General features: G+C 71.6%; 19 protein-coding genes. 14 read left to right on the forward strand and 5 right to left on the reverse strand.

Features of this window, described 5'->3' with window-relative positions:
* Positions 1 to 10: 10 nt before the first annotated feature.
* The gene (locus ACIRSS_RS41615) at positions 11 to 445 is read right to left on the reverse strand and encodes an OsmC family peroxiredoxin (protein ID WP_290061807.1); all 435 of its coding nucleotides are present in this window, start codon (positions 443 to 445) and stop codon (positions 11 to 13) included.
* Positions 432 to 890: a MarR family winged helix-turn-helix transcriptional regulator gene (locus ACIRSS_RS41620; RefSeq protein ID WP_400905269.1), complete on the reverse strand. Its 459-nt coding sequence runs from the start codon at positions 888 to 890 to the stop codon at positions 432 to 434. The genes ACIRSS_RS41615 and ACIRSS_RS41620 overlap by 14 nt, the downstream gene beginning before the upstream one ends.
* A 77-nt stretch (positions 891 to 967) precedes the next feature.
* Here ACIRSS_RS41620 and ACIRSS_RS41625 point away from each other — a divergent pair, with 77 nt between their 5' ends.
* A complete protein-coding gene (locus ACIRSS_RS41625) occupies positions 968 to 1,471 on the forward strand; it encodes a DinB family protein (RefSeq protein WP_400905272.1) in 504 nt (167 codons plus the stop codon).
* Here ACIRSS_RS41625 and ACIRSS_RS41630 read toward each other — a convergent pair.
* Together ACIRSS_RS41630 and ACIRSS_RS41635 are read right to left on the reverse strand one after the other, a co-directional pair.
* A complete protein-coding gene (locus ACIRSS_RS41630) occupies positions 1,458 to 2,219 on the reverse strand; it encodes a DUF1295 domain-containing protein (RefSeq protein WP_400905275.1) in 762 nt (253 codons plus the stop codon). The two genes, ACIRSS_RS41625 and ACIRSS_RS41630, sit on opposite strands and share 14 nt — an antisense overlap.
* Complete coding sequence (locus ACIRSS_RS41635) at positions 2,219 to 3,484, reverse strand: class I SAM-dependent methyltransferase (protein ID WP_400905278.1); 1,266 nt, start codon at positions 3,482 to 3,484, stop codon at positions 2,219 to 2,221. The genes ACIRSS_RS41630 and ACIRSS_RS41635 overlap by 1 nt, the downstream gene beginning before the upstream one ends.
* 82 nt (positions 3,485 to 3,566) lie before the next feature.
* On the opposite strand from ACIRSS_RS41635, the gene ACIRSS_RS41640 reads away from it, so the two are divergent.
* The 11 genes from ACIRSS_RS41640 to ACIRSS_RS41690 all read left to right on the forward strand — a co-directional run bounded on the left by ACIRSS_RS41640 (position 3,567) and on the right by ACIRSS_RS41690 (position 12,704).
* A complete protein-coding gene (locus ACIRSS_RS41640) occupies positions 3,567 to 4,835 on the forward strand; it encodes an NAD(P)/FAD-dependent oxidoreductase (RefSeq protein ID WP_400905281.1) in 1,269 nt (422 codons plus the stop codon).
* Positions 4,829 to 5,563, forward strand: a complete 735-nt coding sequence (locus ACIRSS_RS41645) for a DUF1365 domain-containing protein (protein WP_400905283.1) — start codon at positions 4,829 to 4,831, stop codon at positions 5,561 to 5,563. Before ACIRSS_RS41640 ends, ACIRSS_RS41645 begins: the two co-directional genes overlap by 7 nt.
* Complete coding sequence (gene sigK / locus ACIRSS_RS41650) at positions 5,556 to 6,161, forward strand: ECF RNA polymerase sigma factor SigK (protein ID WP_400905286.1); 606 nt, start codon at positions 5,556 to 5,558, stop codon at positions 6,159 to 6,161. The genes ACIRSS_RS41645 and sigK overlap by 8 nt, the downstream gene beginning before the upstream one ends.
* A gap of 11 nt (positions 6,162 to 6,172) precedes the next feature.
* On the forward strand, positions 6,173 to 6,928 hold the full coding sequence (locus ACIRSS_RS41655; RefSeq protein WP_400905915.1) for an anti-sigma factor domain-containing protein: 756 nt from the start codon (positions 6,173 to 6,175) through the stop codon (positions 6,926 to 6,928).
* A gap of 243 nt (positions 6,929 to 7,171) precedes the next feature.
* On the forward strand, positions 7,172 to 8,473 hold the full coding sequence (ftsZ, locus tag ACIRSS_RS41660) for a cell division protein FtsZ (RefSeq protein WP_400905289.1): 1,302 nt from the start codon (positions 7,172 to 7,174) through the stop codon (positions 8,471 to 8,473).
* A 72-nt stretch (positions 8,474 to 8,545) separates the two neighbouring features.
* Positions 8,546 to 9,250 (forward strand): peptidoglycan editing factor PgeF, encoded by a 705-nt coding sequence (gene pgeF, locus ACIRSS_RS41665; RefSeq protein ID WP_400905291.1) that lies wholly within the window; start codon positions 8,546 to 8,548, stop codon positions 9,248 to 9,250.
* Entirely contained in the window at positions 9,247 to 9,975 is a 729-nt protein-coding gene (locus ACIRSS_RS41670; RefSeq protein WP_400905293.1) for a YggS family pyridoxal phosphate-dependent enzyme, read from the forward strand. The genes pgeF and ACIRSS_RS41670 overlap by 4 nt, the downstream gene beginning before the upstream one ends.
* Before the next feature lie 96 nt (positions 9,976 to 10,071).
* A complete protein-coding gene (locus tag ACIRSS_RS41675; protein WP_086670200.1) occupies positions 10,072 to 10,668 on the forward strand; it encodes a cell division protein SepF in 597 nt (198 codons plus the stop codon).
* Between the two features lie 115 nt (positions 10,669 to 10,783).
* Positions 10,784 to 11,059 carry a YggT family protein gene (locus ACIRSS_RS41680; RefSeq protein ID WP_072477845.1) on the forward strand — a complete coding sequence of 92 codons (276 nt, stop codon included), beginning with the start codon at positions 10,784 to 10,786 and terminating at the stop codon, positions 11,057 to 11,059.
* Positions 11,060 to 11,112: 53 nt separating this feature from the next.
* Positions 11,113 to 11,967: a DivIVA domain-containing protein gene (locus ACIRSS_RS41685; RefSeq protein ID WP_400905297.1), complete on the forward strand. Its 855-nt coding sequence runs from the start codon at positions 11,113 to 11,115 to the stop codon at positions 11,965 to 11,967.
* A 122-nt stretch (positions 11,968 to 12,089) separates the two neighbouring features.
* On the forward strand, positions 12,090 to 12,704 hold the full coding sequence (locus ACIRSS_RS41690; protein ID WP_400905300.1) for a hypothetical protein: 615 nt from the start codon (positions 12,090 to 12,092) through the stop codon (positions 12,702 to 12,704).
* Here the strand turns inward: ACIRSS_RS41690 and ACIRSS_RS41695 are convergent.
* Positions 12,701 to 13,447, reverse strand: a complete 747-nt coding sequence (locus ACIRSS_RS41695; protein WP_400905303.1) for an ArsR/SmtB family transcription factor — start codon at positions 13,445 to 13,447, stop codon at positions 12,701 to 12,703. The genes ACIRSS_RS41690 and ACIRSS_RS41695 overlap by 4 nt on opposite strands.
* A gap of 64 nt (positions 13,448 to 13,511) precedes the next feature.
* Here ACIRSS_RS41695 and ACIRSS_RS41700 point away from each other — a divergent pair, with 64 nt between their 5' ends.
* Positions 13,512 to 14,822 carry an MFS transporter gene (locus ACIRSS_RS41700; protein WP_400905306.1) on the forward strand — a complete coding sequence of 437 codons (1,311 nt, stop codon included), beginning with the start codon at positions 13,512 to 13,514 and terminating at the stop codon, positions 14,820 to 14,822.
* Positions 14,823 to 15,061: 239 nt separating this feature from the next.
* A complete protein-coding gene (gene ileS / locus ACIRSS_RS41705; RefSeq protein WP_400905309.1) occupies positions 15,062 to 18,229 on the forward strand; it encodes an isoleucine--tRNA ligase in 3,168 nt (1,055 codons plus the stop codon).
* Positions 18,230 to 18,236: the final 7 nt, after the last annotated feature.

The following is an 18,236-nucleotide window of genomic DNA, read 5'->3' on the forward strand; positions in this document are numbered from 1 at the left end:
CCACGAAACCTCAGTTGAGCGCCGCGTCCAGCGTGATCGTCGTGCCGGCCAGGGCCTTCGACACCGGGCACGTCTTCTCCGCCGTCTCCGCGTACTCCGCGAACTGTTCCGCCGTCACGCCCTCGATGGACGCGCGCAGCGTGATCGCGATGCCGCTGATCTCGAAGCCGCCGCCGGACGCCGGGCCGAGGGTGACCTCCGCGCTCACGTCGATCGAGTCCGCGGTGAGCTTCTGGGCCTCCAGCACGCCCGACAGGTTCATCGCCAGGCACGACGAGTGCGCCGCCGCGATGAGCTCCTCGGGGCTGGTCTGGCCGTCCGGGTTGCCCGCCCGGGTCGGGAACGACACGCTGAACGTGCCGGCGTTGGACGAGTCCAGCGTGACCTCGCCCTTCCCGTTCTGCAGTCCGCCGACCCAGTGGGTGGTCGCGTCACGGCTGGGCATCAGGGCCTCCATGTGTGTAGGCGGTGGCCGACGCCGTCAGCCGCCGCAGGGTCGCTATCAGTTCCCGCCGCGAAGCGTCGTCGAGGCCCAGTGCGCAGCCGATGGCCGACGGGACGCCCGCCGCGCGGGTGCGCAGCGAACGGCCCTCCTCGGTCAGGCTGACCACCACCGTGCGTTCGTCTTCGGGCAGCCGCGCTCGCGTGACGAGCCCGTTGGCCTCGAGCCGCTTGAGCAGCGGGGAAAGCGTGCCGTAGTCCAGGTGCAGCGCCTCGCCGATCTCCTTGACCGGCCGGGCGTCGGACTCCCACAGCACCAGGAGCACCAGGTACTGCGGGTAGGTGAGCCCCAATTCGCCGAGTAGGGGACGGTAGGTGTCCGTCACCGCGCGCGACGCCGCGTACAGCGCGAAGCAGGCTTGCTCGTCCAAGAGGAACTCATCAGGCACGTCCGCAAACCTAGCCCACGATTACATCGTGCGCAAGGTACCCGGAACTGTCGGACCCCTCTGGCACAGTGCCCGGCATGACCAGACCCGATCGCCCGAAGGTCCCGCTCACCGGCGGCGAGCGCGAAGTCCTGACCGGCCTGCTCGACTACCACCGCGCCACCGTCGCGTGGAAGGCCGGCGGCCTCACCGAAGACCAGGCCCGGCAAGCGCACCTGCCGAGCGAGCTGACGACCGTCGCCGGGCTGGTCGCCCACCTCACGCTCAACGAGTGGTTCTGGTTCGCCGTGGTCGTCGCCGGCGAGGAGGACACCTGGGAGGAGAAGCTCGAGCAGGACCCGGACGCGGAGTTCCGGGTCTCGCCGGACACCAAGCTCGAGACCCTCCTCGCCGACTACGAGAAGCAATGCGCCCGCAGCCGCGAGATCATCGCGAAGCACAGCCTCGACGACGAAGTGACGCACAAGCACGAGACCTTCAACGTCCGCTGGGTCCTCACGCACATGATCGAGGAGACCGCGCGGCACGTCGGTCACCTCGACGTGCTGCGCGAGCTCACCGACGGGCTCACCGGGGAGTGACCTTCTTCGGCGGCAACGGGAAGAACCCGCTGGTGCGCTCGACGTAGTTCGCGTACGCCGGGCGCGTGCGCGCCATTCCCTTCTCCAGCATGGGTTTGCCCGTCCCGCGGGCGAGGGTGAACGTCATCGCCACGGGGGAGAGGATCGTCAAGGCGCCCGGCCACGTCGAGCACGCCAGCAGGTAGAGGCCCCACCACACGCACGCGTCGCCGAAGTAGTTCGGGTGCCGCGTGTAGCGCCACAACCCCGTGTCGAGCACCTTGCCCTTGTTCCCCGGATCGGCCTTGAAGCGGCGCAGCTGGTCGTCGCCGATCGTCTCGAAGGCGAAGCCGACCACCCACACGGCGATGCCCAGCCAGCCCAGGACGCCGATCCCCGTGCCGTCCACGGCGAACTGCACCGGGAGGGAGACGAAGTACAGCACCACGGCCTGGAACAGGTAGACGCGCACGAACATCTTGAGCGGCCCGTAGCCCATCCGCGCGTACCGCGGGTCTTCGGGCAGCTTGTGGTTGCGCAGGTGCAGGTGCACCGAGAGCCGCACGCCCCAGACGACCGTCAGGAGGACGACGACCAGCCGCAAGGACAGCGGGCCGTCGCCGAAGGGGAACGCGGCGACCGCGACGATCGCGAACCCGAGCCCCCAGAACGTGTCGATCGTGTCGTACCGCTTGCGCGCCCGCGCGATCCCGAAGGTCACGGCCACCGCCACGAGCGTGACGGCGGCCGTGACGAGCAGCTGCGGCATCAGCACCACTCCCGCGTCGCCGGCATCCCGGCGCGGCCGTGCTCGTCGGGCCGCACGGAAAGGATCTGGTCCACGCCCATCCGGTTCTCCTCGAACGCCAGTGCCCCGCCCACCAGGTACAGCCGCCAGACCCGCGCGCCGGTCTCGCCGATCAGCGCGACGACGTCGGCCCAGTTCTCCTCCAGGGTGTCGGCCCAGGCCCGGACCGTCCAGACGTAGTGCTCGCGCATCGCGTGCACGTCCCGCACTTCCAGACCGGCGGTCTCCAGGTGGTCGATCGTCCGGCCCACCGGGCGCATGGTCATGTCGGGGGCGATGTAGCGCTCGATGAACGCGCCGCCGCCGGGGGCGACGTTCCCGCGCGACATCTGCTGGATCAGCACCCGGCCGCCGGGCTTGACCATCTTGTGCAGCGTCGCCGCGTAGGCCGGGTAGTTGATCTCGCCGACGTGCTCGCCCATCTCGATGGACGCCACCGCGTCGAACGGCGCGTCCGGGAGCTCGCGGTAGTCCTGCCGGCGCACCTCGACGCGGTCTTCGAGGTCGTGCTGGGCGAGCCGGCCGCGGATGTGCTGCAGCTGCTCGGCCGAGAGCGTGATACCGACCGCGTCCACGCCGTGGTGCTTGGCCGCGTGGACCAGCAGCGAGCCCCAGCCGCAGCCGACGTCCAGCAGCCGCATCCCCGGCCGTAGCCCGAGCTTGCGGCAGATCATTTCCAGCTTGTCGTGCTGCGCCTGTTCGAGGCTCTGCGATTCCGAAGTGAAGTACGCGCTCGAGTACGCCATCGAATCGTCCAGCAGCAGCTGGTAGAAGGCGTTGCCGAGGTCGTAGTGGTGTGCGATCGCGGACTTGTCGCGCAGCAGGCTGTGCAGCTTGCCGGTCAGCCGGGCCTCCTCGGCGGGCGGCTTCGGCGGCGGCCCGACGACCCCGAGGCGGGCGGCGAGCCGGACGGCTTCGGCCCACTCGCGCGGGCCGAGCTTCGCCCGGTTCAGCTCCCCCGTGCGGGTGAGGGACCAGATCCGGCGGAAGCCGTCCGTCAGGTCCCCCTCGACGTCGAGGTCGCCGGTGACGTAGGCGCGGGCGAGCCCCAGCTCGCCGGGCGCGTAGAGGAGGCGGCGCAGGGCACGGCGGTTGCGCAGCACGACCGTGGGCGCGTCCACTGGTCCGGCGCGGGTTCCGTCCCAGGTCCGCAGGCCGACGGGGAGCTGCCCGCCGAGGAGCTTCCCGGCGAAAGAAGCGAGGCGGTGCGCGGTGGTGTTCGGCATGTCCGGGATTCGCTCTCCGCGGCGGCGTGGATTGGTTCGGCTCCGATCCAATCCGGACGCGGGGCGGCCGCGAAGGACCGGTGTGGAGATCACGGGAGAACGCATCGCCGTCATCGGCAGCGGGGTGGCCGGGCTGACGGCGGCATACCTGCTGCAACGCAAGTACGAGGTGCTGCTCTTCGAGGCGGACGACCGCCTCGGCGGGCACGCGCACACGCACGACGTGCCGAGCTCGCACGGCGGCACGATCGGCGTGGACTCCGGCTTCATCGTCCACAACGAGCGCACCTACCCGTCGCTGCTGCGGCTGTTCGCCGAGCTCGGGGTGCAGACGCGCGACACCGAGATGTCGATGAGCATCCGGTGCGACGGCTGCGGCCTGCAGTACGCCGGCGCGAAGGGGCTGGCCGGGCTGTTCGCCCAGCGCGGCAACCTCGCCCGGCCCCAGTACCTGCGCATGCTCGCGGAGGTCAAGCGGTTCCACCGGCACGCGAAGCGGCTGCTGGCGGCGGCGGACGCCGGCGACGTCACGCTCGGCGCGTTCCTCGCCATCGGCGGCTACACCCGCTACTTCGTCGACCACTTCATGCTGCCGCTGGTCTCGACCGTCTGGTCGGCCGACCGCAGCGACACCCTCCGCTACCCGGCGCGGTACCTGTTCGAGTTCCTGCGCAACCACGGCATGCTGAGCGTCAAGAACTCGCCGGCCTGGCGGACGGTCGCCGGCGGGTCCCGCGAGTACGTCGAACGCGCGGCGAAGCAGCTCACCGCCGTCCACCTGTCGACGCCGGTGCGCTCGGTGCTGCGGACCGCGGGGGGCGTCGAGATCCGCGACGACGCCGACACCCCGCACCGGGTCGCCAAGGTCGTCGTCGCCACGCACGCCGACCAGGCCCTGGCCCTGCTGGCCAACCCGACCGACGCCGAGCGCGAGGTGCTCGGCGCGTTCCGCTACTCGGCCAACGAGGCCTGGCTGCACACCGACACGAGCGTCCTGCCCTCACTGGCCGACGCGCGCGCGGGCTGGAACTACCGCGCGCCCGTCTGCGGCGCGCCGACCGGCGCGGTCCAGGTCAGCTACGACATGAACCGCCTGATGCGCCTCGACGAGCCGACCGGGTACGTCGTCACGCTCAACCCCGGCGACGGTCCGGAGAAGGAGCACCTCGTCGCGCGGATGGAGTACGAGCACCCGGTCTACACGCCGGAATCCGTTGCGGCGCAACGCCGGCTGCCCGAGCTCAACGACGGCGTGCTCGCCTTCGCCGGTGCTTACCACGGCTGGGGCTTCCACGAAGACGGCTGCTCTTCGGGGGCCCGCGCCGCCGAAAGCCTGGGAGTCGTGTGGTGACGAACGCGCTCTACGACGCCACGGTCGCGCACGTGCGGCGGATCGACCCGCCGCACGCCTTCGCCCACCGCGTGTACCTGTGGCGGGTCGACCTGGACGACCTGCCGCGGCTGCCGTGGTGGCTGCGGCCGTTCGCCCGGTTCGACCGCCGGGACCACTTCGTCGCGGGCGACCCGCGCGGGATCCGGGAGAAGCTGGACGCGTGGCTGGCCGAGCGCGGCGTCGACCTGCGCGGCGGGAAGGTCGTCATGCTGGCCGCCGCGCGCGTGCTCGGGTACGTGTTCAACCCGATCAGCGTCTACTGGTGCCACGACCGCGATGGCCGCCTCGAGTGCGTCGTCGCCGAGGTGCACAACACCTACGGCGGCCGGCACGCCTACCTGCTGCGCCCCGACGAAGCCGGCCTCGCCCGCACGGCCAAGGAGTTCTACGTCTCGCCGTTCCAGGAGATGGACGGCGAGTACCGGATGCGCCTGCCCCGCCCGGAAGCGTTGCTCGACCTCACCGTGGCGTTGCGCCGCGGGAGCTCGACGCCGTTGGTCGCTACGCTGCGGGGAGTTCGCCGCCCGGTGAACCCGCGGTGGCTGGCCCGGCTCGTGCTGGCCCGGCCGCTGCTCCCGCAGCGGGTGTCCGCGCTGATCCGCCGCCACGGCGTCGCGTTGTGGCTGCGGAAGGCCGCGGTCGTGCCGCGCACCCCGCAGACCGCCGGAGGACAGCTGCATGGATGAGCAGGCCCGCCCGCGCGCCGTGGCGCCGGTGCCCGCCGAAGTGCCGGCGGGTCCGACGGCCGAGGAGCTCATGGTGCGCGTCGCGAAGGGCGACGAGCGCGCCTTCGAGCTGCTCTACGACCAGCTGGCCGGGCCGATCTTCGGCCTGGTCCGGCGGATCGTGCGGGACGCGGCGCAGTCCGAAGAGGTCGCCCAGGAGGTCCTCGTCGAGCTGTGGCGCACCGCGACGCGGTACGCGCCCGACAAGGGCTCGGCGCTGAACTGGGCGATGACCCTGGCGCACCGCCGCGCGGTCGACCGCGTCCGCTCGGCGCGCGCCAGCACCGAGCGCGAGCAGAAGGCGACCTTCGAAGCCGCCCGCGGCCGCCCGTTCGACGAGGTCGCCGAGTCCGTCACCGCGCGGCTCGAACGCTCCCAGGTGCGCCGGTGCCTGTCCTTCCTGACCGATCTGCAGCGCGAGTCCGTGCTGCTCGCCTACTACCAGGGCTATACGTATCGCGAGGTGGCCGAAGTGCTGTCGACGCCGCAAGGAACCATCAAGACGCGGCTGCGGGACGGGCTGATCCGCCTGCGGGACTGCCTGGGGGTGACCGCTTGAGCACGCCCGAGATGCACACCCTGGCCGGCGCCTTCGCCCTCGACGCGGTCAACGACATCGAGCGCGCGGAGTTCGCCCGCCACCTCGAGGAGTGCGAGTCCTGCGCGCAGGAGGTCGCCGAGCTGCGGGCGACCGCGGCCCGGCTGGGCGCGGCGATGGCCGAGGAGCCGCCGCCGGAGTTCAAGGACCGGGTCATGGCGGCCATGCACGCCACCCGCCAGCTGCCGCCGCGCACGCGGCCCGGGTCGCACGAGCGGTCCCGCCGCTCGTCGCGGGCGCCGCGCTGGGCGGTCGTCGTGGCGGCCGCGGCCGCTGTCATCGGGCTCGCCGCGGGCGGCGTCTTCGGCGGCATCGCGCTGACCCAGCAGCAGGAGCTGCAGTCCGCGCAGAGCCGGCTCGACCAGGCGAAGCAGCGCTACGAGCCGGTGGCGGCGCTGCTGTCGGCCCCCGACGCGAAGACCGTGCACGGCGAGGCGCCCATCGGCGGCGGGGTCACGGTCATCGCCTCGAGGTCGCTGAACCGGGTCATGGTGATGGACACCGGGCTGCCGGCCCAGCCGGGCGGCAAGGTCTACGAGGCCTGGCTGATCACGGGCGGGAACGCCCCGCGCTCGGCCGGGGTGATCGCCGCGTCCGACGACGGCGGCCTGGTCGTGGCCGACGGCGTCGGGCCGGTGGACAAGCTCGCCGTGAGCGTCGAGCAGGCGGGTGGTTCGCCCACCGGAGCGCCGACCGACGTGCTCATGAGCATGCCCGCACCGGCCTGAGCGGCGTGCCATAGCAGATCGGGCCGGAGGGGTGTTCCCGGCTCCTCGCTCTTGCGCGCTCGAACGTGTTGTGGCAAAACACCTTTGCGACACACGGCGTGCCTACTGGATTAGAGCCTGCCTGGTGCCTACCGTCCTGCCTAACGTCGGCAGTTGACATAACTCTCAATCTGGGGTTTAGGTTGAGAGTTGATCACCGGCCGGCGGGCTGTACGGGCACAACGATCAGGAAGGCGGACTTCGATGACGCCCCCGCACAACTACCTTGCGGTGATCAAGGTGGTCGGCATCGGCGGTGGCGGCGTGAACGCCGTGAACCGCATGATCGAGGTCGGCCTCAAGGGTGTCGAGTTCATCGCGGTGAACACCGACGCCCAGGCACTGCTCATGTCCGACGCCGACGTCAAGCTCGACATCGGCCGTGAACTGACCCGCGGCCTCGGCGCGGGCGCCGCCCCCGAGGTCGGCCAGAAGGCCGCCGAAGACCACCGTGAAGAGATCGAAGAGGTCATCAAGGGCGCCGACATGGTGTTCGTGACGGCCGGCGAAGGCGGCGGCACCGGCACCGGTGGCGCCCCGGTCGTGGCGCAGATCGCCCGCAAGCTGGGCGCGCTGACCATCGGCGTCGTGACGCGCCCGTTCACCTTCGAGGGCAAGCGCCGCGGCAAGCAGGCCGAAGACGGCATCCAGTCGCTGCGCAACGAGTGCGACACCCTCATCGTGATCCCGAACGACCGGCTGCTGCAGCTCGGCGACATCGGCGTCTCGCTGATGGACGCGTTCCGCTCCGCGGACGAGGTGCTGCTGTCCGGTGTCCAGGGCATCACCGACCTGATCACCACGCCGGGCCTGATCAACCTCGACTTCGCCGACGTCAAGAGCGTCATGTCCGGCGCGGGCTCCGCGCTGATGGGCATCGGCTCGGCCAGGGGAGAAGGGCGGGCCATCCAGGCGGCGGAGAAGGCGATCAACTCGCCGCTGCTGGAGGCGTCGATGGACGGCGCCCACGGCGCCCTGCTGTCCATCGCCGGCGGCTCCGACCTGGGCCTGTTCGAGATCAACGAGGCCGCGTCGCTGGTGCAGGAGTCCGCGCACCCGGACGCCAACATCATCTTCGGCACGATCATCGACGACTCGCTCGGCGACGAGGTGCGCGTCACGGTGATCGCGGCCGGCTTCGACGCCGGCGCGCCGACCCACAAGAAGCTCGACCCGCCGGCGTTCGGCTCGCGCTCGTCGTCGACGACGGCGTCCGCCGCGGCCGGGCAGGTCTCGAACCCGCCGACGCCGCCGTCGGGGGCCACCCCGGTGCCGTCGGCGGGCAGCTCCGGCTACCCGGTCGCGCCGCCGCGGTCGCACTCGCCGCTGCCCTCGGCCACCGGCAACCCGCCGTCGGGCGGGCTTCCGCAGCCGGGTGGCGGCTCGCGCGGCTACTCGCCGCTCGGCTCCAACGCGACCCAGGGCAGCCTGCCCGGCCGCGCGATGCCGGTGCACGACGACCCGTCGGACGACGAGGTCGACGTGCCGCCGTTCATGCGGCGCTAGGTCAACCGCTGTTCGTGAAGGCCACCTCGGAGTCGCCGAGGTGGCCTTCACGGCGTTTGGGAGGATGGGGACATGCGGGTTCGGCGAGTGGTCACGACCAGGGCGGGCGGCGCGTCCCGGCCGCCGTACGACACGTTCAACCTGGGGGACCACGTCGGCGACGACGAGGGGAACGTCTACGCCAACCGCAAGCGGCTCGCGTCCGAGCTGGGCCTGGCGGAGGACAAGCTGGCCTGGATGGAACAGGTCCACGGCCGCACGGCGACCATTGTGGACGGCTCCGAGACCCGGGCGGCGGAGGCGACCGACGCCCTGGTGACGGCGACCCCGGGCGTGGCGCTCGTGGTGCTCGTCGCCGACTGCGTCCCGATCCTGCTGGCCGACGCCGAGGCCGGGGTGGTCTCGGCGGTGCACGCCGGGCGCGTCGGCACCCGGGTCGGCGTCGTCCCGGCCGCGGTCTCCGCGATGTGCGAGGCGGGCGCCGAGGTGGGCCGCATCGAAGCGCTGCTGGGCCCGGCGATCTGCGGTGACTGCTACGAGGTCCCGGCCGCCATGGCCGCCGACGTCGAGAAGCACGTGCCGGGCAGCGCCTGCAAGACCCGCCGGGGCACGCCCGGGCTCGACCTGCGCGCCGGGCTCTGGCGGCAGCTCGCGGACCTCGGCGTCGGGAAGATCGGCGTCGACCCGCGGTGCACGAACGAGGACAAGACGCTCTTCAGCTACCGCCGCGACGGCACGACCGGGCGCATCGCGGGGATCACGTGGATCGAAGCATGACCGACCGCAAGGCCGAGCTGGCCGCCAACCTCGCCGAGGTCGAGGAGCGGATCGCCGCCGCGTGCCGGGCCGCCGGGCGCGCGCGGGACGAGGTCAAGCTGATCGCGATCACCAAGACCTTCCCGGCGTCCGACGCCGCGCTGCTCACCGATCTCGGTGTCGCCAACCTGGGCGAGAACCGCGACCAGGAAGCCGGGCCGAAGGCCGCCGAAGTCGCCGAGTCGCGGCCGGACGCGCACCCGCGCTGGCACATGGTGGGCCGGCTGCAGCGGAACAAAGCGCGGTCCGTGGTCGGGTGGGCACACGAAGTGCAGTCCCTGGATTCGGCCCGGCTCGCCGACGCGCTCGCGAAGGCCGTGCGTGCGGCCCGGGACGCGCAGATACGTGACGAACCCCTCGACGTGCTGCTCCAGGCCAGCCTCGACGACGACCCCGCGCGCGGCGGCTGCCCGCTCGACGAGCTGGGCGCGCTCGCCGAGCTTGTCACTCACACGGGTGAACTGCGGCTTCGCGGCCTGATGGCCGTCGCACCGCTCGGCGCCGACCCCGCGGCCGCCTTCGAACGCCTCGCTCGCGCGGGTGAGAGCCTCCGCAAAGATCACCCGAATGCCGCAGACGTGTCCGCCGGGATGAGCCATGATCTCGAGCAGGCGATCACGCACGGCTCGACCTGTGTGCGTGTCGGAACCGCGTTGCTCGGTGGACGCGGTTTAGCCTCGCCGTAGGGAGCCCGTACCCGGTCACGTTTAGTGGTCGGCCGTACGGGGCACTGACGGCGTGGAGAAACGTCAGTGCGGGAGCGGCTAGGGCTAGGGAGAGGCATGAGCGCGCTGCAGAAGCTGAAGGCCTACTTCGGGATGGTGCCCGCGGACGACGACGGCTACGACGACGGGGACGACTACCGGCGCGGTTACGACGACGACTACGACTCCTACGAGGAGCCGGCGCCGCGGTCGTCCCGCTCACGGTACCGCGACGTCGACGACACGTACGACGAGCCCGTCAGCCGCAGCCGGTCACGCTCCGTCGCCGCTGCCGAGCCCGCCGTCCACGGCGCGCTCGCGATCGACCGCCAGCCGGAGCCCGTGGCGCGCCTGCGCCCGGTCACCGAGCCCGTCCGGCCGCCGCTGCGGGACCCGCTGAGCCGGATCACGACGCTGCACCCGACGAGCTACGTCGAGGCGCGGGCGATCGGCGAGCACTACCGCGAGGGCATCCCGGTGATCATCAACCTCACCGAGATGGAGAACGCGGACGCCAAGCGGCTCGTCGACTTCGCCGCCGGGCTGGCCTTCGCGCTGCGCGGGTCGATGGACAAGGTCACCAACAAGGTGTTCCTTCTCTCACCGCCCGATGTGGACGTCACGGCGGAAGACCGTCGGCGGATTGCCGAGGGCGGATTATTCTTGCGGGGCTGAAGTCGCGCGGACCGCTGAGCGCAAGCAGACGTGATTTTGTCGACCCGATGCCGCGTCGACCCCCTCAACAGCGTCTTCTGCGAGGACGCCCGGTTAGAGTAGGTACGTGGAAGCTGTGTGGCTGGTCGTCTGGTACGTGCTGTTCGCCTTCTGGCTGCTGTTGACGGCGCGGATCGTGATCGAACTCGTCCGGACGTTCGCCCGTGAGTGGCATCCGGCCGGGGGGGTTGCGGTGACGCTCGAGACCATCTACACAGTGACGGACCCGCCGGTTCGTCTGTTCAGACGAATCATTCCGATGGTTCGAATCGGCGGCGTGGGACTGGACTTGTCGATTATGGTTCTGCTGCTGGTTGTGTTCTTCGCGATGCAACTGGCGACTCCAAGTTGATCGGGGAAGAACTTGGATGGACCTGCAGGCCATGGAGTGCGTGAGGTGATCTGATGTCGTTGACCCCCGCTGACGTGCATAACGTTGCGTTCAGCAAGCCGCCCATCGGCAAGAGGGGCTACAACGAGGACGAGGTGGACGCGTTCCTCGACCTGGTGGAGACCGAGCTGGCCCGCTTGATCGAGGACAACAACGAGCTGCGCCAGCAGATGGAGCAGCTCGACGCCGAGCTCGAGTCGACTCGTTCCGAGCTCGAGAACGCCAAAGCGAACGTCGGCGCGCCCCCGATGCGCGAAGAGCCGTCCCGGCGCCTCGCGCCGGTGCCGCCGCCGCAGTCCGCCATGGAGCAGACCCAGGCGCACTCGATGGTCGGCGACAGCGCCGAGCCGAACGTGCAGGCCGCCAAGGTCCTGGGCCTGGCCCAGGAGATGGCCGACCGGCTGACCGCCGAGGCGAAGACCGAGTCCGACGGGATGCTGGCCGAGGCCCGCACCAAGTCCGAGCAGCTGCTCTCGGACGCCCGGGCGAAGTCCGACTCGATGGTCAACGAGGCGCGCACGCGCGTCGACACGATGCTGAACGACGCGCGGACTCGGGCCGAGACGCTGGAGCGCCAGGCGCGCGACAAGGCGACGACGCTGGAGCGCGAGTCGCAGCGGAAGTACACCGAGACGATGAACAGCCTCAACGCCGAGAAGGGCGGGCTGGGCAAGAAGATCGAAGAGCTGCGCACGATCGAGCGGGAGTACCGCACGCGACTGCGCGGGTTCCTCGAGTCCCAGCTGCGCGAGCTCGACGACCGCGGCTCCGCGGCCCCGGCGTCGGCCTCGTCGAACTCCGGCCAGTCGTCCGGTTCGTCCAGCGGCGGCCAGGGCTACTCGTTCGGCCCGCGCGCCGAAGCGGGCTGAGTTTCCTCCCGGGCCCACCCCGCCGGCACCGCCGGCGGGGTGGGCCACGGTTCGGAGTCGATCCGGTACCGCACGTGGGCGGGTCGGCGGACGATCTTGCCCTGTTCGTGTTGTAATTCAGCGTGCTTTACATCGTGCTGGTCCTGGTACTGGCGGCTCTGGGGTTGCTCGTCACCGCGCTCATCACCGCGTCTTCGCTGTGGGCGTGGGTATCCATCGGCCTCTCGGTGCTCGCGGGGCTGATCCTGGTCGCCGACTGGCTGCGCCGCCGGCGTCGGTCCGCGGCTGCCGCTCCGGTCGCCGCCGAGCCGGAGCCGGAACCCGCTTCCGGCGGCGAACCCGAGGCGGCTTCCGCCGAACCCGCGGAGAAACCGGCCGAGGAAGAGCAGACCGTCCTCATCCCGGCGGCCGGCGACCTGGGCGACCCGGCCGACACGCCCGAGCCGGAGCCCGAGCCCGAACCGGCTCCGGCCGAAGAAGAACCAGCCGAGGCCGAGCCGGTGACCCGAGGTGAGCCGGGCGAAGAAGAGACGTCGGCGGCCGACATCGCCGTCCTGGCCGACCTCGAGGACGAGGTCGTCGTTGTCGACGAACACCCGCGCTACCACCTGAGAACGTGCGTCTGGCTGGGCAGCCGCGACACGATCCCCATCGGCGTCGGCGAAGCCCGCCAGCTCGGCTTCACCCCCTGCGACCGCTGCAGCCCCGACGCGACCTTGGTGGCCGCGCACCGCTAGGCGGCCAGGCCCGCAACCCCGAGGTGGGCCGCCAACGCCCGCGCCCCCTCCGGCGTCAGCCGCAACGCGCGGTGTGCTTGCCCACGCCGGCGCACCCAGCCCGCGTCCACGAACCGCGTCGCGACCGCCGCGCCCAGAGCGCCCGCCAGGTGGTGGCGCTGCTCGCTCCAGTCCAGGCAGAACTTCAGCAGCGGACGCCGTCCCGCCGCGACCGCGGCCAGGTCCACGCCCAGCTCGCCGAAGACCGCTTCCGCGTCGGGACCCAGCGTGTACGGGTGTTCGCGCAGCGGAGCCGAAATCCGGTCACCCGGCCGCCGTCGCGTGTCCGAGGCGCCGGACAGCGCACCCCGGTCGAGCAGCGCCGACGTCACCGCCACCCCGAGCCGGCCCGCCAGGTGGTCGTAGCACGTCCGGGCCGTCCGCAACGCCTCCGCTCGCGTCCCTTCGCGCAACGACGACACCGGTTGCGACGGCGAGAACCGCGCCAGCGTCTCCATCAGCTCCGCGGTGTCCGGACCGGCCAGCCGGTAGAACCGGTGCCGCCCCGACTTCTCCGCGACGACCAGCCCCGCGTCCCGCAGCTTCGCCAGGTGCGCGCTGACGCCCGGCGCGGACAGCCGGGCTTCGGCCGCCAGCACGGACGCCGCCAGCGCCCGGCCGTCGGCCAGCGCCAGCAGCACGCGGACCCGCGCGGGGTCGGCGAACAGCGCCGCGGTGCGGGCGATGTCGGCGTCGCCTTCCATGCCCCCAGGATGCCCCCGGCACACTTCCACCGCGACGGAAGCGTCCGCGCGGTCCACTGGGGACATGCTGCTGTTCACCCTGTGCGCCGGGATGTTCCTGGTGCAGCTGGACGTCACGGTCGTCAACGTCGCCCTGCCCGCCATCGGCGCGGACCTCGGCGGCGGCCTCGCCGCGCTGCAGTGGGTGATCGACGGCTACGCGGTCGTCCTGGCCGCCCTGCTGCTCACCGGCGGCGCCCTCGGTGACCTCTTCGGGCACCGCCGGGTGGTCGTTGCGGGCTTCGCGCTGTTCGGCGCGGCATCGGCCGCGTGCGGGCTCGCCGGGTCGGCACCGTGGCTCGTCGCCGCGCGAGCCGGCCAGGGCCTGGGTGCCGCGCTGCTGCTGCCGGGCACGCTGGCCGTGATCACGAACGCCCACCCCGGACGCGCCGAGCGCGCGCGAGCCCTCGGCGTCTGGGCCGGGGTGTCGGCGCTGGCGCTTGCGGCGGGCCCGGTCCTCGGCGGGGCGATCGTCGCCGCGGCGGGCTGGCGGCCGGTGTTCTGGCTCAACGTCCCGATCGCGACGGCGGCCGCCGTCGCGATCCGCCGGCTCCTGCCGCGCGGCGACCGCGGGCCGGGCCGGATCGACTTCGCCGGCATCGCGACGGCCGCGCCCGCCCTCGGCGCCGGGGTCTACGCGGTCATCGACGCCAACGCGGTCGCCGGGGTGCTCGCGGTCGTCCTGCTGGGGGCGTTCCTGGTCGTCGAACACCGGTCGGCGCACCCGATGCTGCCGCCGGACGTCGCCCGGCGAACGGCGGCGGCGAACTTCGTCGCGGCGGCGATGAACTTCGTCGGCATCGGCACGATCCTCGTGCTCACGCTGTACTTGCAGGGTGTGCGGCACGCCGGACCGCTGCGAGCCGGGCTCGAAGTGCTGCCGTTGTTCCTCCCGCTCTCGGTGCTGGCGCCGGTCGCGGGCCGGCTGACCGGCCGGTTCGGGCCGCGGCCGCTCATGGTCGCCGGGCTGGCACTGGGCGCGCTCGGAACGCTGAACCTCGTGCTGGTCAACGAAAACAGCGGCTACCCGGCCCTCCTGCCGACATTGCTGGGGCTCGGGACCGGGATGGGCCTGCTGACGACGGCGGTGGTGACGGCGGCCGTCGGCGACGTCCCGGCCGAGCGGGCCGGCGTCGCGAGCGGCGTCAACAACACCGCCCGCCAGGCCGGCGGCGCGCTCGGCGTCGCGGTGCTCGGCGCCGTGATGGGTGGCGGCTTCGCCGGCGGCCTTCACGCGGCCGGCCTGATCGCCGGCGCGCTGTGGCTGGTCGCGATCGGCGTGACCGTCGTGTGGGTACGTGCCCCTCGTGACAACCCGGTTGCGCGGGCCGGTTAACCTGGTACCAGCAAGGCGTCGATCCGGCCATCACCGGGGAGCCTCCGGAAGAACCGAGCGGGCACGCTCTCAGTAGAACCGGACGGGTGCGGCCCGTGACAGCCGTCGAACGAGCGGCCTGGGTGTCCTTGCCAGGCAAGCGGGGTGGTACCGCGGTGCGCCGCCAGGCGTTTCGTCCCCGTGTGGGTGACCGGGAACCCGGTCGTCCGTACGAGAGCGACGAACCGAGGAGCAGCCGGATGTACCCCCAGGCCCAGCTGAACGACGGTGCGGGCGTCCCGTCGCAGCCGTCCTTCCCCGAGCTGGAGAAGCAGGTCCTCGCCTACTGGGAGACGGACCGGACGTTCCAGGCGAGCATCGACGCGCGCCCGGCCGGCGAGCACGGCGACAACGAGTACGTCTTCTACGACGGCCCGCCCTTCGCCAACGGCCTGCCGCACTACGGCCACCTCCTCACCGGGTACGTCAAGGACCTGGTGCCGCGGTACCAGACCATGAAGGGCCGCAAGGTCGAGCGCCGCTTCGGCTGGGACACCCACGGCCTGCCCGCCGAGCTCGAAGCGATGCGCCAGCTCGGCATCACCGAGACGTCCGAGATCGAAGAGATGGGCATCGCGAAGTTCAACGAAGCTTCGCGCGAGTCCGTGCTGCGCTACACCGACGAGTGGCGCGAATACGTCACGCGCCAGGCGCGCTGGGTCGACTTCGACAACGACTACAAGACGCTCGACGTCACCTACATGGAGTCGGTGCTGTGGGCGTTCAAACGCCTGTGGGACAAGGGACTCGTCTACGAGGGCTACCGCGTCCTGCCGTACTGCTGGCGCGACGCGACGCCGCTGTCCAACCACGAGCTGGGCATGGACGCCGACGTCTACCGCAACCGCCAGGACCCGGCCGTCACGGTCGGCTTCCGCCTGCAGGGCAACGACAACGACCTCGACGGCACGTACCTGCTCATCTGGACGACGACGCCGTGGACGCTGCCGTCGAACCTCGCGACCGCGGTGCACCCCGAGGTGGACTACGTCGTCGTCGAGAGCGAAAACCAGCCCGGCAAACGGTTCCTGCTCGCCGAAGCGCGCGTCGCCGCGTACGCGCGTGAACTCGGTGAGGAGCCGACGGTCGTCGCGCGCTACACCGGCTCGCAGCTGCTCGGCACCCGGTACGCCCCGCCGTTCCCGTACTTCACCGGCACCGAGAACGCGCACCAGGTGCTGGCCGCGGACTACGTCACGACCGACGACGGCACCGGGATCGTCCACATCGCCCCGGCCTACGGTGCCGACGACAAGGTCGTCACCGACGCCGCCGGCATCCCGCCGGTCACGCCGGTCGACGCGCACGGCAAGTTCGACGCGACCGTGCCGGACTACGAGGGCCAGCAGGTCTTCGACGCCAACCCGAACATCGTGCGGGACCTCAAGAACGGCACGGGTTCGGCGGCGCAGCAGGGCGCAGTGCTGCTGCGGCACGAGACCTACGACCACAGCTACCCGCACTGCTGGCGCTGCCGGAACCCGCTGATCTACCGCGCGGTCTCGTCGTGGTTCGTCGCGGTGACGCAGTTCAAGGACCGGATGGTCGAGCTCAACCAGCAGATCACCTGGTACCCGGAGAACGTCAAGGACGGCCAGTTCGGGAAGTGGCTGGAGAACGCCATCGACTGGTCGATCTCCCGCAACCGGTACTTCGGCACGCCGATCCCGGTGTGGCAGTCCGACGACCCCGAGTACCCGCGCACCGACGTCTACGGCTCGCTCGACGAGCTCGAGGCGGACTTCGGCGTGCGGCTGGACAACCTGCACCGGCCCTACATCGACGAGCTGACCCGGCCGAACCCGGACGACCCGACCGGCAAGTCGACCATGCGCCGGGTGCCGGACGTCCTCGACGTCTGGTTCGACTCCGGCTCGATGCCGTACGCCCAGGTGCACTACCCGTTCGAGAACGCCGACTGGTTCGAGCACCACTACCCGAGCGACTTCATCGTCGAGTACATCGGGCAGACCCGCGGCTGGTTCTACCTGCTGCACGTGCTCGCGACGGCGCTGTTCGACCGGCCGGCGTTCCGCACCTGCGTCGCGCACGGCATCGTGCTCGGCTCGGACGGCGCGAAGATGTCCAAGTCGCTGCGCAACTACCCGGACGTCAACGAGGTCTTCGAGCGCGACGGCTCCGACGCCATGCGCTGGTACCTCATGGCGAGCCCGATCCTGCGCGGCGGCAACCTCGTCGTCACCGACAAGGGCATCCGCGACGCCGTCCGCCAGGCCGTGCTGCCGCTGTGGAACTCGTACTACTTCCTCGCGCTGTACGCGAACGCCGAAGGCGTGGAAGGCAAGTGGCGCACGGACTCGCCGAACGTGCTCGACCGGTACGTCCTGGCGAAGACGCACGAGCTCGTCACCGACGTCGAGTACGCGATGGACCACTACGACATCGCGGGTGCGTGCCAGACCGTGCGGGACTTCCTCGAGGTCCTCACGAACTGGTACGTGCGGCGCTCGCGGGACCGCTTCTGGGCGGGCGACCAGGACGCCATCGACACGCTGCACACCGTGCTGGAGGTGACGTCGCGGGTGACGGCGCCGCTGCTGCCGCTCACCACCGAGGTCGTCTGGCGCGGCCTCACCGGCGGCCGTTCGGTGCACCTGACCGACTGGCCGAACGCGAACGACCTGCCCGCGGACGCGGCGCTGGTCACCGCGATGGACCGGGTGCGGCAGGTGGCGTCGTCGGCGCTGTCGCTGCGGAAGGCGAACAAGCTGCGCGTGCGGCTGCCGCTGTCGTCGCTGGTCGTGGCGGCCGACGACGCCGAGACGATGGGCGCCTTCGCCGACATCCTGCGCGACGAGGTGAACGTCAAGGCGGTCGAGCTGACCACCGACGTCGCCGCGCACGGCGGGTTCGAGGTCGCGGTCAACGCGCGGGCGGCCGGCCCGCGGCTGGGCAAGGACGTCCAGACCGTGATCAAGGCCGTCAAGGCGGGTGACTGGTCGTTCCAGGGCGGCGCCGTGGTCGCGGCCGGCATCACGCTGCGGGAAGGCGAGTTCGACCGGCGGCTGGTTGCCAAGGGCGGCGGCGCGGCGGCCGAGCTGCCCGGCGGGTCGGGGCTGGTCCTCATCGACACCGAGGTGACGCCGGAGCTGGCGGCCGAGGGCCTGGTCCGCGACCTGATCCGGGTCGTGCAGCAGGCCCGCCGCGACGCCGGGCTGGACGTCGCCGACCGGATCGCGCTGACCGTGGACGCGCCTTCCGACGTCGTGGACGCGGCTCGGACGCACGAGGAGTTCCTCGCGTCGGAGACCCTCTCCACGTCGGTGACCTACGGCGCGGTGGCCGACGGGTCGGCCGGCACCGTCGGCGACGGCACGAAGGTCACGGTCGCGGTCGAAAAAGCCTGACCGATCG

This window comes from Amycolatopsis sp. NPDC101161, from assembly GCF_044768185.1.
In the GTDB taxonomy this organism is placed as follows: Bacteria; Actinomycetota; Actinomycetes; order Mycobacteriales; family Pseudonocardiaceae; genus Amycolatopsis.

Excerpts from the sequence above, each read along its gene's own strand:
- ACIRSS_RS41615 (WP_290061807.1), bottom strand. The coding sequence starts at position 445 with ATGCCCAGCCGTGACGCGACCACCCACTGGGTCGGCGGACTGCAGAAC.
- ACIRSS_RS41625 (WP_400905272.1), top strand. The coding sequence starts at position 968 with ATGACCAGACCCGATCGCCCGAAGGTCCCGCTCACCGGCGGCGAGCGC.
- ACIRSS_RS41630 (WP_400905275.1), bottom strand. The coding sequence starts at position 2,219 with ATGCCGCAGCTGCTCGTCACGGCCGCCGTCACGCTCGTGGCGGTGGCC.
- ACIRSS_RS41635 (WP_400905278.1), bottom strand. The coding sequence starts at position 3,484 with ATGCCGAACACCACCGCGCACCGCCTCGCTTCTTTCGCCGGGAAGCTC.
- sigK (WP_400905286.1), top strand. The coding sequence starts at position 5,556 with ATGGATGAGCAGGCCCGCCCGCGCGCCGTGGCGCCGGTGCCCGCCGAA.
- ACIRSS_RS41655 (WP_400905915.1), top strand. The coding sequence starts at position 6,173 with ATGCACACCCTGGCCGGCGCCTTCGCCCTCGACGCGGTCAACGACATC.
- ftsZ (WP_400905289.1), top strand. The coding sequence starts at position 7,172 with ATGACGCCCCCGCACAACTACCTTGCGGTGATCAAGGTGGTCGGCATC.
- pgeF (WP_400905291.1), top strand. The coding sequence starts at position 8,546 with ATGCGGGTTCGGCGAGTGGTCACGACCAGGGCGGGCGGCGCGTCCCGG.
- ACIRSS_RS41670 (WP_400905293.1), top strand. The coding sequence starts at position 9,247 with ATGACCGACCGCAAGGCCGAGCTGGCCGCCAACCTCGCCGAGGTCGAG.
- ACIRSS_RS41675 (WP_086670200.1), top strand. The coding sequence starts at position 10,072 with ATGAGCGCGCTGCAGAAGCTGAAGGCCTACTTCGGGATGGTGCCCGCG.
- ACIRSS_RS41685 (WP_400905297.1), top strand. The coding sequence starts at position 11,113 with ATGTCGTTGACCCCCGCTGACGTGCATAACGTTGCGTTCAGCAAGCCG.
- ACIRSS_RS41695 (WP_400905303.1), bottom strand. The coding sequence starts at position 13,447 with ATGGAAGGCGACGCCGACATCGCCCGCACCGCGGCGCTGTTCGCCGAC.
- ACIRSS_RS41700 (WP_400905306.1), top strand. The coding sequence starts at position 13,512 with ATGCTGCTGTTCACCCTGTGCGCCGGGATGTTCCTGGTGCAGCTGGAC.
- ileS (WP_400905309.1), top strand. The coding sequence starts at position 15,062 with ATGTACCCCCAGGCCCAGCTGAACGACGGTGCGGGCGTCCCGTCGCAG.